Source organism: Janthinobacterium sp. YR213, from assembly GCF_900099875.1.
GTDB classification, from domain to species: Bacteria; Pseudomonadota; Gammaproteobacteria; order Burkholderiales; family Burkholderiaceae_D; genus Janthinobacterium; species Janthinobacterium lividum.
Map to the genome: position 1 here is coordinate 325,585 of NZ_FNDA01000001.1, position 14,094 is coordinate 339,678.

The window sequence follows — 14,094 nt, forward strand, 5'->3', positions numbered from 1 at the left end:
TTCCTTTAGCATCACACGGACAAGACATGGATCGCGTACAAGCAATGCAGGTATTCCTTCGCGTGGTCGAGAGCAGGAGTTTTGTGCGCGCGGCAGATACCCTGGGCTTGCCCGCATCGTCGGTCACCGGCATCATCAAGCGGCTGGAAAAACATTTGCAGACGCGCCTGCTGAACCGCTCCACACGAAACCTCAGCCTGACACCCGAAGGCGAGCGCTACTTCCACCGCTGCCGCGAGATACTCGACCTCATCGACGACACCGAAGCGAGCCTGCAAGGCCCAGGCGAGCTCCCGCAAGGACGTCTGCGCGTGGATATGCCGGGCGGCATCGCCCATGCCTTGATCCTGCCGCAGTTGCGGCAATTTCAGCAGCGCTACCCGGATATCTACCTGATGATCGGCGTCAATGATCGCCAGGTCGACTTGATACAGGAAGGAGTCGATTGCGTCATCCGCACCGGCAGCCTGGAAGACTCGGCGCTGGTCGCGCGCCGCTTGGGCGAGCTGCGCTGGATCACCTGCGCGGCGCCGTCCTACCTGGCCGAACACGGTGTTCCCGAGGTCCTGGAGGATTTGCAGCGACACCGGGCCGTCCACTACTTTTCCGGCAAGACGCGGCGGGAGAGCGATCTGCATTTCATCGACGATGGCGTCCGCGTCGCGGTGCCGGTCCCTGGCACGGCCGCGGTCAACGAGACGGGGCTGTACATCAAACTGGGCCTCGACGGCCACGGCCTGATGCAGCTGGCCGAGATCCTGGTGCGCGACCATTTGCAGGTTGGAGCATTGGTCGAGGTGCTGGCCGACAGGCGGCCGGCACCTGTGCCGGTATCGCTGCTCTATCCCCACCACCGCTTTCTCTCCCCGGCAATGCGGGCCTTCACCGACTGGACGACAGAACTGTTCAGCAACGCCAGCCTGATTTGACCGCGCCGAGCGCCGCCTGCAGGCGCAGCGCATCGCGTGCACGGAGTTGGAAATTACGATATGATGATCATCATGCAGAAATTACCCAACAACTCAACTGCCAAGCCCTCGGCGCAAAGCCGCAAGGAAGCCACCCACGAACGCATCGTCGAGGTGGCCACGCGCGCCATCCGCCGCAGCGGCTATGCGGGCACGGGCGTGGCCGACATCATGAAGGAAGCGGGCCTGACGCACGGCGGCTTCTATGCCCACTTCGCCTCGCGCGACGCCCTGCTGGCCGAAGCGGGCGACCGCGCGGGCGCCGAATCGGTAGCGCTGGCGGCCAGGGTGGCGGCCGCCGCCCCGTCCGGCCAGGCGCTGCAAGCCATGCTGGCCGCGTATCTGTCGCCCGAACACATCGCCGCCATCGAGGTGGGCTGCCCCGTCTCGGCGCTGGGTTCGGAAATGCCGCGCCAGGCGCCCGAGGTGCGGCGCGCCGCCACCATCCATATCAAGGAAATGATCGACCTGTTTGCGCGCCAGTTGCCGAACTGGGGCCAGCCCGAAGCGCATGCGCAGGCCATGGCGACGGTGTGCGCCCTGATCGGCACCACCATCCTCGCGCGCGCCGTCGACGAGCCAGCCCTGTCGGACGCACTGTGCGCAGCCACCCTGGCGCAGTTTCAGGCGCCCGGCTAACCGTACTGCCCGTGGCGTTGATGCGTCCCGGGCTTTTTTTTCAACAACAATATGATGATCGTCATATTCCATATTCCAAGCTGTCAATCACTGAAGGAACTGCCATGAAAAACCACAAGATTGCCCTGGTTACCGGCGCCTCGTCCGGCATCGGCGCGGCCACGGCCCAGCGCCTGGCGCAAGCGGGCTACACGGTGTACGGCACCAGCCGGCGCGGCGCACAAACGGCCGGAGTCGGCCATGCGATGCTGGCGCTCGACGTCACCAGCGCTGCGTCTGTCGCTGCCGCCGTGGCCGAGGTGATGCAGCGCGAAGGCCGCATCGACCTGCTCGTGAATAACGCCGGTTTCGGCGTGGCCCCGGCGGGCGCCGAGGAAAGCAGCATGGCGCAGGCGCAAGCCATCTTCGACACGAATTTCTATGGCGTGCTGCGCATGACCCTGGCCGTGCTGCCGCACATGCGGGCCCAGGGCGGCGGGCGCATCCTCAATATCGGTTCCGTCGTGGGCTTCCTGCCCATGCCTTACGGCGCGCTGTATTCCGCCACCAAGCACGCCATCGAGGGCTACACGGAATCGCTCGACCATGAAGTACGGGGCTGGGGCATCCGCGCCAGCGTCATCGAACCGGCCTATACGAAAACCACGTTCGAAGCCAATCTGCTGGCGCCCGATGCGCCGCTGTCCGCCTACAGGCAAGTCAGCATGGCCGTCACGCGCCGGCTGCAAGCGCTGATGGCCGGCGCCGATGACCCTGGCGTCGTGGCCGACACGGTATTGGCGGCGGCGCAGGCACGCCAGCCCAAGCTGCGCTACACGGCCGGCCCGCTGGCGGCGCGCTTGCGCCTGATGCGCCGTTTCATGCCCGCCGCCCTGATGGACGCCGGCTTGCGCAAGGACCTGCGCCTGGCTTGATCGCCCCCTTTTCAGCCTTCAGAGAGAACACCATGCAAGCATTGCAACTCAAACTATACGGCGGCCTTGATCACGTGGCGTTTGCCGAACTGCCCCGCCCCATTCCCGGTCCCGGCGAATTGCTGGTGCAGGTGCACGCCGTGGGCTTGAACCCCATCGACAATCTGATTCCCAAGGGCGACTTCAAGCCGATATTGAAACTGCGCTTGCCTGCCACCCTGGGCAGCGACCTGGCCGGCGTGGTCGTGGCCGTGGGCAGCGCCGTCACGCGCTTCAAGGTGGGCGACGCCGTGTATGCCAGTATTTTCGACACGCCATACGGCAGCCTGGCCGAATTTGCCGTGGTGCCCGAACAGGCGGCCGCCCTCAAGCCTGTCAACCTCGATTTCGTGCAGGCGGCCTCGATTCCCATGGTGGGCTTGACGGCGTGGCAAGCCATGCATGAGCGCATGCAGCTCCAGCCGGGCCAGAAAGTATTCATTCCGGCCGGTTCCGGCGGCATCGGCACGTTTGCGATCCAGCTGGCCAGGCACCTGGGCGCCCGCGTGGGCACGACCACCAGCACGGCGAACGTGGAGCTGGTGCGCGGCCTGGGTGCCGATGACGTGGTCGATTACAAGAAACAGCCGTTCGAGGACGTGCTGCGCGATTATGACGCCGTGCTGGGCACGGTGCGCGGCGACGGGCTGGAAAAGGCCTTGCGCATCGTCAAGCCTAGCAGCCATGTCGTCTCGCTGATCGGCCCGCCGGACGCCGCTTTCGCCCGTGCGCGTGGCATGAACGTGGTGCTGAAACTGGTGTTTGGTTTGCTCAGCCGCAAGATTATCGGCCTGGCGAAACGGCGTGGCGCCAGCTATGCCTTCCACTTCGTGCGTCCCGACGGCGGCCAGCTGGCGCAGATCGCCGCCTTGATCGAAGGGGGAAGCATCCGTCCCGTCATCGACCAGGTGTTTCCTTTCCATGAGGCGAAACAGGCGCTGGCTTACCTGGCGCAGGGACGCGCGCGCGGCAAGGTGGTGGTGCAACTTCCCGCGCCTTGAGTCACATCTGCCGGAAATGCTGCAGATAGCTGCGGCTGACGGGCAAGGTTTCCTCGCTGCCGCGCAAATGCAGCTGCGCCGTTTCATTCACGCCCCGCGTTACCTGGCTGACATACGCCAGGTTGACGATGACGGCGCGGTGTATTTGCACGAAGCGTGCCGGGTCCAGCTGTTCGCCCAGTTCCTTGATGCTGGTGCGTATCAGGGCTTCACCCTCTTCCCACGCCACCAGCGTGTATTTCTCTTCGGCCCGCAGATAACGCACTTGCTCGACGGGAATCAGGCGCACGCTGCTGCCCACGGATGCCTTGATCCATTGCAGCCAGGCCGGCGGCGCGGCGCGCTGGCCCAGGCGGCTGGCCAGCCGGTCCAGCACGGCGTCGAGCGCGCCGCCATCGCTCAACGGGCCGGGCAACTGGCGTTGCAAACGCTGCACGGTGTCGGCCAGGCGGGCAGGATCGACGGGTTTCACCAGGTAATCGATGGCGCCCTGCTCGAACGCCTGCAATGCGTACTGGTCATACGCCGTGACGAACACGATTTGCGCGCGGCGGGCCAGCGCGCGCGCCGTGGCAATGCCGTCCAATCCCGACATGCGGATGTCGAGAAAGACAATGTCGGGTTGATGCAGCTCAAACAATTCAAGCGCTTCGGCGCCGTTGCGCGCATCGCCGATCACGGACAAGGCGGGCCACAGGGTGGCCAGGTGGCTGCGCAGGCGTTCGCGCAGCAGCGGTTCGTCGTCGGCAATCAGCGCGGAAATGGTTTTCAAGACTGTCCTCCAGAAAAATGCAGCTCGGCACGCACGCCATGCGGGTCGAGCGCGTGCAGTTCCAGCCGGGCGCTGGCGCCATACACGGCTTGCAGGCGGCTGCGCACATTGTTCAGGCCGGTGCCAGGCTGCGCCGTCTCGGCCATGCCCACGCCCGTGTCGCTGACCCAGACGCAGCTCTTGCCGCCGGCCCCCTCCACCGTTGCGCCCACCGCGATGCGTCCGCCCGCCATAGCGGGATCGATGCCGTGGCGCACGGCGTTTTCCACCAGGGTCAGCAACGCCATGGGCGGAAAGCGCAGGCCGGCTGCCTGCGCGACGTGGGCTACCTCGAATTGCAGGCGGTCCGGCATGCGCACCCGCATCAGTTCCAGATAGGCGCGCACCAGCTGCAATTCCTGCTCCAGGGTGGCGGCTTCATCGTTCAGGCGCGGCATGGCGGCGCGCAGATAGGCGATCAGGTGGCGCAGCACGGGTCCCGCATTGGGCGAGCCGGACGCCACCAGTGCTTCCACATTGGCCAGGGTGTTGAACAGGAAATGCGGTTCGATCTGCGCCTGCAGGAGGCGCAGGCGCGCGTCCAGCAGTTCGCGCTCCAGGGTGTTTTTCTGCAGTTCGGCCTGCAGGCGGTCGGCCCGTTCGCGCTCGCGCCGTTCGCTGCGCATGGCCAGCAGGGAAAACAGCACGCCGAAGACGACAGCCAGCACGACCATCAGGAAATGGCCGACGAGGGTTTGCGTTTGCGCGAGGTAGGCAAGGAACTGGCCCCGCTGCGTGGCCAGCGCCGTGACCAGGGCGGCCACGGGCGCCATCAGCACCACGGCGCCCAGGCGCGCCGCCGCCAGCGACAGCCAGCGCGGCCGCAAGGCTCCCGCCGCCGAGTACGCCAACAGCAGCGCCGCGCCAATGAAGCCGATGCGGCCAAACACGCCAAGATACGGCGTACCGCTGAGCAGATGCAGCAGCCACGACAGGAGCAAGGTGAAGACCGTCACGACGAGCGCCTGCCGCGCGGTCGGCAAGAACGCTTGGGCACGGCGGGCGGTGACAGGGGCAGGCATCATGGCGTCACCATACGCGGGAAGCGGCCGCCGTTCAAGCCCTGAAAACCGCCGTTCGTCGCACCGTCGCCGCCCGTTCGCGCCCGCCTGGCAGGTAGCCGCCTATCTTGATGCTTCGTTCATGCCGCCAGGAGATACCGATGCCATCCGCCAGTTCCACCACCAGCCCCCTGCCCTCGCCGCGCCTGGCGTCATCGCACCGATGGGCGGCCACGGCCCTGTCCGCCTCTGCCCGCTTCTGGTTCCTCGCCACCGTCACCGGCCAGCTGTTCTTTGCCGCCTACATCATCGCCCTGTATGGCGGCGCCGCGGTGCGCGGCGATTTGCCGGGCTGGAATGCCGTCATGACGCATGGCCACGTGCCCGGCGATGGCGTGGGCAATGTGGCCACCGGCGTGCACCTGCTGCTGGCAGCCATCCTCATGCTGGGCGGCGCGCTGCAACTGGTGCCGCACGTGCGCCGCCACGCGCCCCGCCTGCACCGCTGGAACGGCAGAGTCTACCTGGCCGGCGCCGTGCTGGCTGCCTTGTCCGGACTGTATATGCTGTGGTGGCGCGGCGCCGTGGGCGATACGACACAGCACCTCGGCATCAGCCTCAATGCCGTGCTGGTGCTGGTCTTCGCCGGCCTGGCTTTGAAGAACGCGTTGCAGCGCGAGTTCGCGGCGCACCGGCGCTGGGCGCTGCGGCTGTTCCTGGCCGTAAGCGGCGTGTGGTTCTTCCGCGTGGGACTGATGTGCTGGCTGGAAGTCAACGGCGGCCCGGCGGGTTTCGACCCTGCAAGCTTCACGGGGCCATTCCTCAGCTTCCTCGCCTTTGCCCAGTATCTGCTGCCGCTGGCCGTGCTGGAAGCCTATCTGCGCTGCCGCGACGGCGGCAACGCGATGCTGCGCCTGGGCATGGCGGCCGTGCTGGCACTGCTGACGATGGCGATGAGCGCGGGCATCGCCGTGGCCGCGATGGGCATGTGGCTGCCGCGCATGCACGGCTGAGCGCCGCCCGGCATGCGGCCGGGCAAACGCCTGTTACCAGTAGCCAAGCACCTTCCACCAGGTGGTGCCGACGATGGCAAAGATCAGCAGTTCCACCACGCACATGATGAAGCCGACCCGCCACCAGTTGCCCATCGTCACGAAGCCGCTGCCGAAGATGATGGGCGAAGTGCCCGTCGCATAGTGCGTCAGGGTCATCATGATGGCCGAGCCGGCCGTCATCATCAGCATGAAAGGCACGTGGTATTCGGCGGGAATCAGGTGCAGGCCCACCGTCAGGAAAGCCAGCAGCATGGCGCTGATGTGCGCCGTCGTGCTGGCAAAGAAGTAGTGCGAAAAGACGAACACCAGCACCAGGACGGCGGCGATCGGCAGCCAGTCCATGCCGCTGGCGACGATGGCGGCCTTCATGCCGGCCGAAAACCAGGCGATCACGCCCGTCTTGTTCAGCTGCTCGGCCATCATGACCAGCGCGCCGAACCACACCAAAGTGTCCCAGGCGCTCTTTTCCGACAGCACGTCGTCCCAGTCGATGGTGCCGGTAATGATCAGTACAAACAGGCCGACAAAGGCGACCACCGTCGCATCGAGCGAAAACGCGGGACCGAACAGCATGGCGGGCACGTTTGCCCACAGCAGCAGCAACAGGGCGAAGGTACCCAGCATGACTTTTTCCGACGGCGACAGCGGGCCCATGCTTTTCAGTTCCGCCTTGGCGTAGGTGACGGCGTCGGGCGTGGCTTTCAGTTCCGGCGGCGACAGCCAATAAATAATCAGCGGCATGACCAGCAGGCAGACCAGGCCCGGCAGCAGCATGCACAGGGCCCAGGTGGTCCACGTCAGGTGAAAACTCTGGCCGCTGGCCTTGGCCACAAAGTCGACCACCAGCGGGTTCGGCGCCGTGGCCGTGAGGAACATCGCCGAGGTGATTGGATTGGCGTGGTAGTTGACGAGGGCCAGATAGGTGCCGACTTTCTTTTCCGTGCCCTTGGCCGGGTCCGAGTCGAAGGCGTTGGCGATCGATTTCATGACGGGGTGGACGATGCCGCCGCCGCGTGCCGTGTTACTCGGCGTAAATGGCGCCAGCACCAGTTCGCAGATCGCCAGGCCATAGCCGATGCCCATGGTGCGCTTGCCCAGCAGGGAAATGAACAGCAGGCCGATGCGGCTGCCCAACCCCGTCTTTTTCAGGCCGCGCGAAATCAGGATCGCCACGACGATCAGCCAGATCAATGGATTCGAGAAACTGCTGAGCGCATCCGTGATGGCGCCCTTGGATGAGGTCGACGTCACTTGCGACAATGAAACGATGACGATGGCCATCATCGCCATCACGCCGATCGGCATGACCTTCAGAATGATCGCCAGGATGGTGGTGAGGAAAATCGCCACCAGGCCCCAGGCTTTGGGCGTCAAGCCATCGGGCGCCGGCAGCAATAGCATGCTCAACAGCAAGGCTGTGCAGATCAGGGCGGGGACGAGGCGGAATGGGACGGCTTCCTTGAAATGCAGGAACAGGTCGCGCACTGTTTTATACATCTTTATTACCTTTCGCTGTGGGTCAGGCATCCTCGCGGTCGGAATCGTGCACGCAGATTCATGGGCCGGTAGGCACAAGAAGCGCGCCCGCAAGATGACAGATGCCCAACAATTCTGTTCGGCAATATCATACACGCAAGGCTGACGCGGCCCCGCCCCGTCACGCCGCCCGCTTCAACTAACTTTCAAATCGTTGATCTGGGAGCGGCATGCGCAACAAAAGCGCCTCTCGCCAGGCGTCAATGTGCTGGCGCGCCGCAAGCCGTTTTCGCATCGGCAGTACCGGCACGCGCAACTTTCCCCACGCCTGTCAGAACCTGAAGTTCGACACGGCGGCCCTGCTCAAAACATGCCCGTTGCTTGAGCGAGTCCTTCATCTCGCCGCAGCCGCTGATGCCGTCGCGATCCAGGCGTATGTCAATCAATGCATCCGCCTCGCTGATCGATTTGTCGCGTACCAGTTGATGGAACACGGTGCATGCTCTTTTGTGCGCCAAAACGAAATTACCCTCTTTTTCGCGAGGCATCGGGTCGGCAAAGCCCACGATAACTACTTTTTTCTTTTCGCCTTTTTTTGCCTGCGGCATGAATTTATCAACGTACGATTTTGAAATAGCCCACTGCCCTTCTTCGAACGTCTCTTTTCCAGAGCTGAAATAGATCCCGTTTTTCAGCTCCTGGCAAACTGTCTCTTTTCCCCCTCTTGAAACCTTGACGCCGGCGCTATCCAACTCAATCCGCGTATCTGTTGTATCGGCGGCAGCCGTCCCTTTCAGTTCGATATAGCTGCGCAGGCCAACCCCATGCCACAGAACCCGGACATTACTGATCGAAAAGCTGTCGCCATCCATTTTGCAACTATGCAGCAACACCCCCTTGGCATCGGCCGCAGCTTGCATCGTGGCGAAATTCGTTTTATTGACGATCAATACGGCATCGGAGCGCAACCCGAGGCCACTCATCACATAATTAAAACTATGCTGGCCTGCCAGCAATGGAATATAGGCAAACAGGATTCCCACTGCAATACTGGCAAAAGCGCTCCGGGAGCTGGCGCTGAGGCTGGCCGTGGCGGGGCCGGGTGGAACGGGTGGAACGGGCGGAATTGGAGGCGGAAGCGGCACGAATGTGGAAAACATCGCCACGCCAAGACTTAAAAACATTCCTGAAAATAGCAACACCAAGGGTATTGCCAGGAAGTTGAAAACTCCACTGCCAGCGTCAGGCTTGTTTAGGGCGGCAATATATCCCAGCATGGACGTGGAAGCAATCAATGGCATAACGTAGGCGACGGCGAACCAGCCATCTTCCGTCAATTTGCGAGCCAGGTACCAGTACACGCCAATGAGAACCACCGCTACGATACTTAACACGACAAATTGGCATCCACTGGCGGATCCGGCGCCGTTGTTCAAAGCCTCAAAGAAAACCATAACCAGCAGCAGGGAAAGCAGCCAAAGACCAAGCAGATATGCGGCACTCTTTAACTTCCCGGATGGGAGTATTTTTTGTGTAGCCCACGGAACAAAAGGCAAGAACCCCATGATGACCGATAAGGCACCGATACAGGAAAAAGCCAGCATGACAAAAATAAAGAATAATGTATCGCCAACACTTAACCCGGATGGGAAAAAACCAATCACGAAGAAACAATAAATAAAGACGGCAACCAGGCCAAAAGTAGAGCTCAGACCGGCACATAAACCACTCATGGTTTTCAGGCGTTCAATCCTGAGCTTTTTAATTTCGGCTATTTGCTTCTCTTCATCCAGTGTCATAATATTAGGCGGTGTATTGACGTTTAGATATTATAATGCAACCATCTTTCCTGAAGTCAATAAATTTGCAAGATTGGCATGAGCGGCGGAGTTCCACCTGGGCGCCAGAAAACTGAGCCAGGTCAAGACTCTGCCTGTCACCCGCCTGTTTCAAGGGGTATTTCAGCTCAATCTTGCCAACCGCACTATAATGTTGGCACCGCTTGCGGCAGCAATGGCGGCGATAGACGGTAACAATTTCGTGTGGAGGCCGGTACAATAGCGTCTGGGCCTACACAGGGTTTCACTTTTGCCAGCAGTTGCCAGCAACTAACCATTTTTTTGACCAGCCAACAAATACTATGAGTTCGATGAATGAAGAGCGCGTTTTAAGCGTGCACCACTGGACGGATACCCTGTTCTCCTTTACCACCACGCGCGACCCGTCGCTGCGTTTCTCGAATGGCCATTTCACCATGATCGGCCTGCGCGTCGATGGCAAGCCGTTACTGCGTGCCTATAGTATCGCCAGCGCCAATTATGAAGACCACCTGGAATTTTTCAGCATCAAGGTGCCGGGCGGTCCATTGACGTCGCGCTTGCAGCACTTGCAAGTGGGCGACACGGTCATCGTCGGCCGCAAGCCGACGGGCACCTTGGTGTCCGACTACCTGCTGCCAGGCAAGCGCCTGTACATGCTGTCGACGGGCACGGGCCTGGCGCCTTTCCTCAGCATCGTGCGCGATCCGGACATCTACGAGCGCTTCGACCAGCTGATCCTCGTGCACGGCGTGCGCCAGGTCGATGAATTGGCTTACCACGACTTGCTGGAAGAGCATCTGCCGAAGCATGAGTTCCTGGGCGAAATGGTCAGCGACAAGCTGCGCTACTACCCTACCGTGACGCGCGAAGACTTCCGCAACATGGGCCGCATCACCGAACTGATCGAAAACGGCAAGCTGGCCGAAGATCTGGGCGTGCCGGCGCTGAACCCTGCCGAAGACCGCGTGATGATCTGCGGCAGCTCGGACATGCTGCGCGACCTGAAGGAAATGCTGGAAGCGCGTGGCTTCAAGGAAGGCAATACCTCGACGCCTGGCGACTTCGTTGTCGAGCGCGCGTTCGCCGAGAAGTAATCCGCAAAAGTCATCCACAATACCCCAGGGGCCCGGCCCCGCCGCTTCCTGCGGCGGCGCCGGGCCTTTTCATTGGCGGCGGCTACCGCAATCCATTCATGAGGCGCCGCAAGGACGTAAAGGCTTCCTGTCATGGCCGGAAACGAACAGCAGCGAGGCCGCACGGTCGGTCTTGACCTTGCTTGATCTGTCGCAAACGTGGCCTGTAAAACCGCATTGGGATTCGGCCGCATGCCAAAATAAACACGCCCCCTGATGGCGGCGCATCAGTCACGCTCGCTCCTGACAGAAATTGTCAGTGCTTTTCATTATGCTTTCGGCACCAGCAGGCTAGCCAGCCTGTACTATCGATATCTCCACCTGCGACAGGACTTTTCATGACACGTGCCATCACCATTCTGACCGAGAACTTTGCCGATTGGGAAACCGCCCTGATCAATTCCACGGCGCGCCTGTACTACGGCTTTTACACGCAGTTCGCCACGCCCGGCGGCTTGCCCGTCACCTCATCCGGCGGCATGCTGGTCACGCCGCAACTGGCGCTGGAAGATATTGTGCTCGATGAACTCGATTTGCTGATGGTATGTGGCGGCAGCCACTGGCAAAGCGGCAAGGCGCCCGACCTCTCCCCTTTGCTGCGCGCGGCCCGCGACAGGAATATCGTGCTGGCCGGCATTTGCGACGGCACGCGCGTGCTGGCGCAGGCGGGCGTGCTCGACGCTGTGCGCCACACCTCCAATTCCGCCGACAACCTGAAGGATACCGGCTATGCGGGCGCCGCCCTGTACCAGGATGTGCCGTGGGCCGTGGCCGACCAGCGCGTCATCACGGCGCCCGGCACGGCGCCCGTCAGCTTTACGGCCGAGGTCTTGCGCGCCCTGGGCATAGCTGACGACAACCTGGCGGCTTACCTGGCCATGCACGGCGCCGAGCACGGCAAGGCAGACCAGGCAGTGCGCTAGTTGGCATCCAGCACGCGCAGGCGCGCCACGGCGTGCGTGTTGCCCGGATCCAGTTCCAGCGAACGGCGGTAATGCGTGATGGCCAGCGCCTTGGCGCCGTCCGCCTCGTATGCTTCGGCCAGGCTGTCGTGGCCATTTGCCCCTTGCGGGTACAGTTGCACGCCGAGCTGGAAGACGGCCACCGCCTGTTTCGGCTGCTGCCGCCGCAGCAGACGGTAGCCCCAGGCATTCAAGTCATCGTCGGTGGGCGCAGAGAGCCCATGCTGGCGCCGGATGGCCGCCAGTTTCTTGTCCAGTCCATCGAAACCAGCGCTGGCCGCTTTGTTGCGCAGCAGGTGCGCGGCATACGCGCCGCCGCGCTGCTGGCGCAGGGCGGGAAGATAAAAGCCGGCGACGGTATCGATCAGCTGTTCCGGCTGGGCGCCGGCCAGGTTGCTCAGGATAACGACGGCCAGGCCATCGTTCGGATACACATAAAAGGCTGAGCGGGCGCCGCCGATGCCGGCCACGGCACGGTGTCCATCGCGTCCGATGGTGGGCCAGCCCAGCGCCCACGGCGCCGGCTTGCCGTCATTCAAGCTGGTCGGCTGCCACAGCCGTTCCACGCTGGCGGACGCCAGCAGGCGCCCCGACTGCAGCGCGATGAGCCAGTTCGCCAGTTCGCCCGCATTGCTGTTGATGCCGGCGCCGGCGCGCATGAACACGGGAAAGTCTTCGATCACGTTGCGGTAGCCCTTGCCACCCCTGTCCAGCACGTAGGAACTGGCCTTGTTGACGACCACGTCCTTCGCGTCGCCAAAGCCGCTGTGCGGCATGCCCGCCACGTCAAACTGCCCGCGCTGGACGAAGGCGGTAAATGGCTGGCCCCCTTGCCTCTCGATCAATTGCGCCAGCAACACGTAATTGGTCTGGTTGTAGCGGTAGCGCTCGCCAGGCTTGGCTTCCACGGGCAGCGCCTGCACGGCTGTCCACGCCGCATCGGCGTCATCCGGCTGCGGCCCCACCAGTTTGCCGCTGCGCTGGTCCAGCACATCGGGCAAACCCGAGGTATGGTTGAGCAATTGCGTCACCGTCACGGCTTGCCAGGCTGAAGGCAAGCCCGTCAGATACTGGCCGATAGGCGCGGCCAGGTCGATCTTGCCCTGCTGCACCAGCTGCATGACGGCCACGCCGGCAAACGCTTTCGTTGCCGAATTGATGGAAAACAGGCTGGCGTCCGTCACCGGCACCTGGTATTGCAGGCTGGACAGTCCGAAATTGCGCGCCAGTACGACCTTGCCGCGTTGTATCACGGCCAGTTGCAGCCCCGGAATCTGGCGCTCCTGCATTTCGCTGCGCACGAAGGCGGCAATTTCCTGTTCCGCGTTGGACACCTTCGGCTGGCTGACGGCAGTGGCAGTAGCAGTGGCAGCCACGGCGCCAACGGGGACGGCGGCAAGCGCCATGAGGAGCAGGACAGACGGGAGGCGTGGGTTCAAGATGTGGCTTTCGACAGGAGAAAACGGAACCGCAGCATCCCATACCTATTTATCAACGTCAACGACAATCTTGCCGTTCAGAAAGTTACTCTTCCAGCCACACGTCTTCATACCCTTCCCGGTCGAGAATGAACTTGGCGCCGCTGGGCAAGGCCAGGTAATCGACCACCTGCGGCAGCAGTTCGTGCAGGTGTTCCGCATGCAGGGGTTGGTAAAAGCCGCTGGCATCGTCGTGCTCACCGCAATGGATGAACCAGCTGATGGTGCCGTTTTCCGGCAGCGCGATGCGCGTGCCGTAGATGGGCGACTGCGCCAGGCTGGCGATGGCCAGGGCCACCATGGGCTCGGGCGCCTGGGCCGGCAAGCCGAATTTGTCGCAGATGCGCCGTTGTGTTTCGCTGATCAGTTCAGTCATGGTGTTTCAGGATCCGATGTAGTGGTAATGCAGGCGCAGCGCGCCGTCGTGACCGGACATTTCCAGGTGCAAGGTCGCTTCGCCCGGCTTGCCGTCGGCCAGCAGCAGGCATTCCAGGCCCAGCGGTCCGGCGTCGGTGGCATACACGTCGACGGCGGGACGGCCACCCTTGCCCGGCACGAAGGCTTGCGCCAGCGGCGCCAGGGACAATGTCTGGCTAGCCGCAAAATAACTGTCGAGCATCTCGATGATCTCGTCGGCCACGCCCGGCGACAAGTCCCAGTCGCGCTGCAGTGCAACAGGATCGCGCCCGTCCAGCGTCTGCACGAAGGCGGCGGCCTGCGCGTATGCCAGCTGCCGCAGGCTGTCTGTGATGGCCATTTCCATAGAGTACGTCGTGCCTTATCCATTCAACAGGCGC

At 62.8% G+C, this 14,094-nt stretch carries 14 protein-coding genes; 7 read left to right on the top strand and 7 right to left on the bottom strand.

Annotation, left to right across the window (positions count from 1 at the left end):
- Positions 1 to 26: 26 nt before the first annotated feature.
- The 4 genes from BLT98_RS01430 (at position 27) to BLT98_RS01445 (ending at position 3,561) form a co-directional block, all read left to right on the top strand.
- Positions 27 to 929, top strand: coding sequence for a LysR family transcriptional regulator (locus BLT98_RS01430; protein WP_092604933.1), 903 nt, complete (start codon positions 27 to 29; stop codon positions 927 to 929).
- Between the two features lie 60 nt (positions 930 to 989).
- The gene (locus BLT98_RS01435; protein ID WP_092604934.1) at positions 990 to 1,607 is read left to right on the top strand and encodes a TetR/AcrR family transcriptional regulator; all 618 of its coding nucleotides are present in this window, start codon (positions 990 to 992) and stop codon (positions 1,605 to 1,607) included.
- Between the two features lie 104 nt (positions 1,608 to 1,711).
- Positions 1,712 to 2,521: an oxidoreductase gene (locus BLT98_RS01440; RefSeq protein WP_092604935.1), complete on the top strand. Its 810-nt coding sequence runs from the start codon at positions 1,712 to 1,714 to the stop codon at positions 2,519 to 2,521.
- Between the two features lie 32 nt (positions 2,522 to 2,553).
- The gene (locus BLT98_RS01445; protein ID WP_092604936.1) at positions 2,554 to 3,561 is read left to right on the top strand and encodes an NADP-dependent oxidoreductase; all 1,008 of its coding nucleotides are present in this window, start codon (positions 2,554 to 2,556) and stop codon (positions 3,559 to 3,561) included.
- 1 nt (position 3,562) lies between these two features.
- Here BLT98_RS01445 and BLT98_RS01450 read toward each other — a convergent pair whose 3' ends face one another.
- Entirely contained in the window at positions 3,563 to 4,333 is a 771-nt protein-coding gene (locus tag BLT98_RS01450; RefSeq protein WP_092604937.1) for a LytR/AlgR family response regulator transcription factor, read from the bottom strand.
- Positions 4,330 to 5,397 carry a sensor histidine kinase gene (locus BLT98_RS01455; protein ID WP_092604938.1) on the bottom strand — a complete coding sequence of 356 codons (1,068 nt, stop codon included), beginning with the start codon at positions 5,395 to 5,397 and terminating at the stop codon, positions 4,330 to 4,332. Before BLT98_RS01455 ends, BLT98_RS01450 begins: the two co-directional genes overlap by 4 nt.
- A gap of 137 nt (positions 5,398 to 5,534) precedes the next feature.
- Here BLT98_RS01455 and BLT98_RS01460 point away from each other — a divergent pair, with 137 nt between their 5' ends.
- Complete coding sequence (locus BLT98_RS01460) at positions 5,535 to 6,386, top strand: DUF2306 domain-containing protein (protein ID WP_092604939.1); 852 nt, start codon at positions 5,535 to 5,537, stop codon at positions 6,384 to 6,386.
- 33 nt (positions 6,387 to 6,419) lie between these two features.
- Here the strand turns inward: BLT98_RS01460 and BLT98_RS01465 are convergent, their stop codons facing one another.
- Complete coding sequence (locus BLT98_RS01465; protein ID WP_092604940.1) at positions 6,420 to 7,925, bottom strand: anion permease; 1,506 nt, start codon at positions 7,923 to 7,925, stop codon at positions 6,420 to 6,422.
- 239 nt (positions 7,926 to 8,164) lie between these two features.
- Positions 8,165 to 9,703, bottom strand: coding sequence for an OmpA family protein (locus tag BLT98_RS01470; protein ID WP_092604941.1), 1,539 nt, complete (start codon positions 9,701 to 9,703; stop codon positions 8,165 to 8,167).
- A gap of 341 nt (positions 9,704 to 10,044) precedes the next feature.
- Between BLT98_RS01470 and BLT98_RS01475 the strand changes: the two genes are divergently transcribed.
- Together BLT98_RS01475 and BLT98_RS01480 are read left to right on the top strand one after the other, a co-directional pair.
- Complete coding sequence (locus BLT98_RS01475) at positions 10,045 to 10,818, top strand: ferredoxin--NADP reductase (protein WP_034748152.1); 774 nt, start codon at positions 10,045 to 10,047, stop codon at positions 10,816 to 10,818.
- A 377-nt stretch (positions 10,819 to 11,195) separates the two neighbouring features.
- Positions 11,196 to 11,780, top strand: a complete 585-nt coding sequence (locus tag BLT98_RS01480) for a type 1 glutamine amidotransferase family protein (RefSeq protein WP_092604942.1) — start codon at positions 11,196 to 11,198, stop codon at positions 11,778 to 11,780.
- On the opposite strand, the gene BLT98_RS01485 is transcribed toward BLT98_RS01480, so the two are convergent.
- The 3 genes from BLT98_RS01485 to BLT98_RS01495 form a co-directional block, all read right to left on the bottom strand.
- Positions 11,777 to 13,258: a serine hydrolase domain-containing protein gene (locus tag BLT98_RS01485; protein ID WP_139178958.1), complete on the bottom strand. Its 1,482-nt coding sequence runs from the start codon at positions 13,256 to 13,258 to the stop codon at positions 11,777 to 11,779. The two genes, BLT98_RS01480 and BLT98_RS01485, sit on opposite strands and share 4 nt — an antisense overlap.
- 85 nt (positions 13,259 to 13,343) lie before the next feature.
- A complete protein-coding gene (locus tag BLT98_RS01490) occupies positions 13,344 to 13,673 on the bottom strand; it encodes an immunity protein Imm33 domain-containing protein (RefSeq protein WP_070279608.1) in 330 nt (109 codons plus the stop codon).
- A gap of 6 nt (positions 13,674 to 13,679) precedes the next feature.
- Complete coding sequence (locus BLT98_RS01495; protein WP_170846256.1) at positions 13,680 to 14,054, bottom strand: hypothetical protein; 375 nt, start codon at positions 14,052 to 14,054, stop codon at positions 13,680 to 13,682.
- Between the last annotated feature and the right edge of the window lie 40 nt (positions 14,055 to 14,094).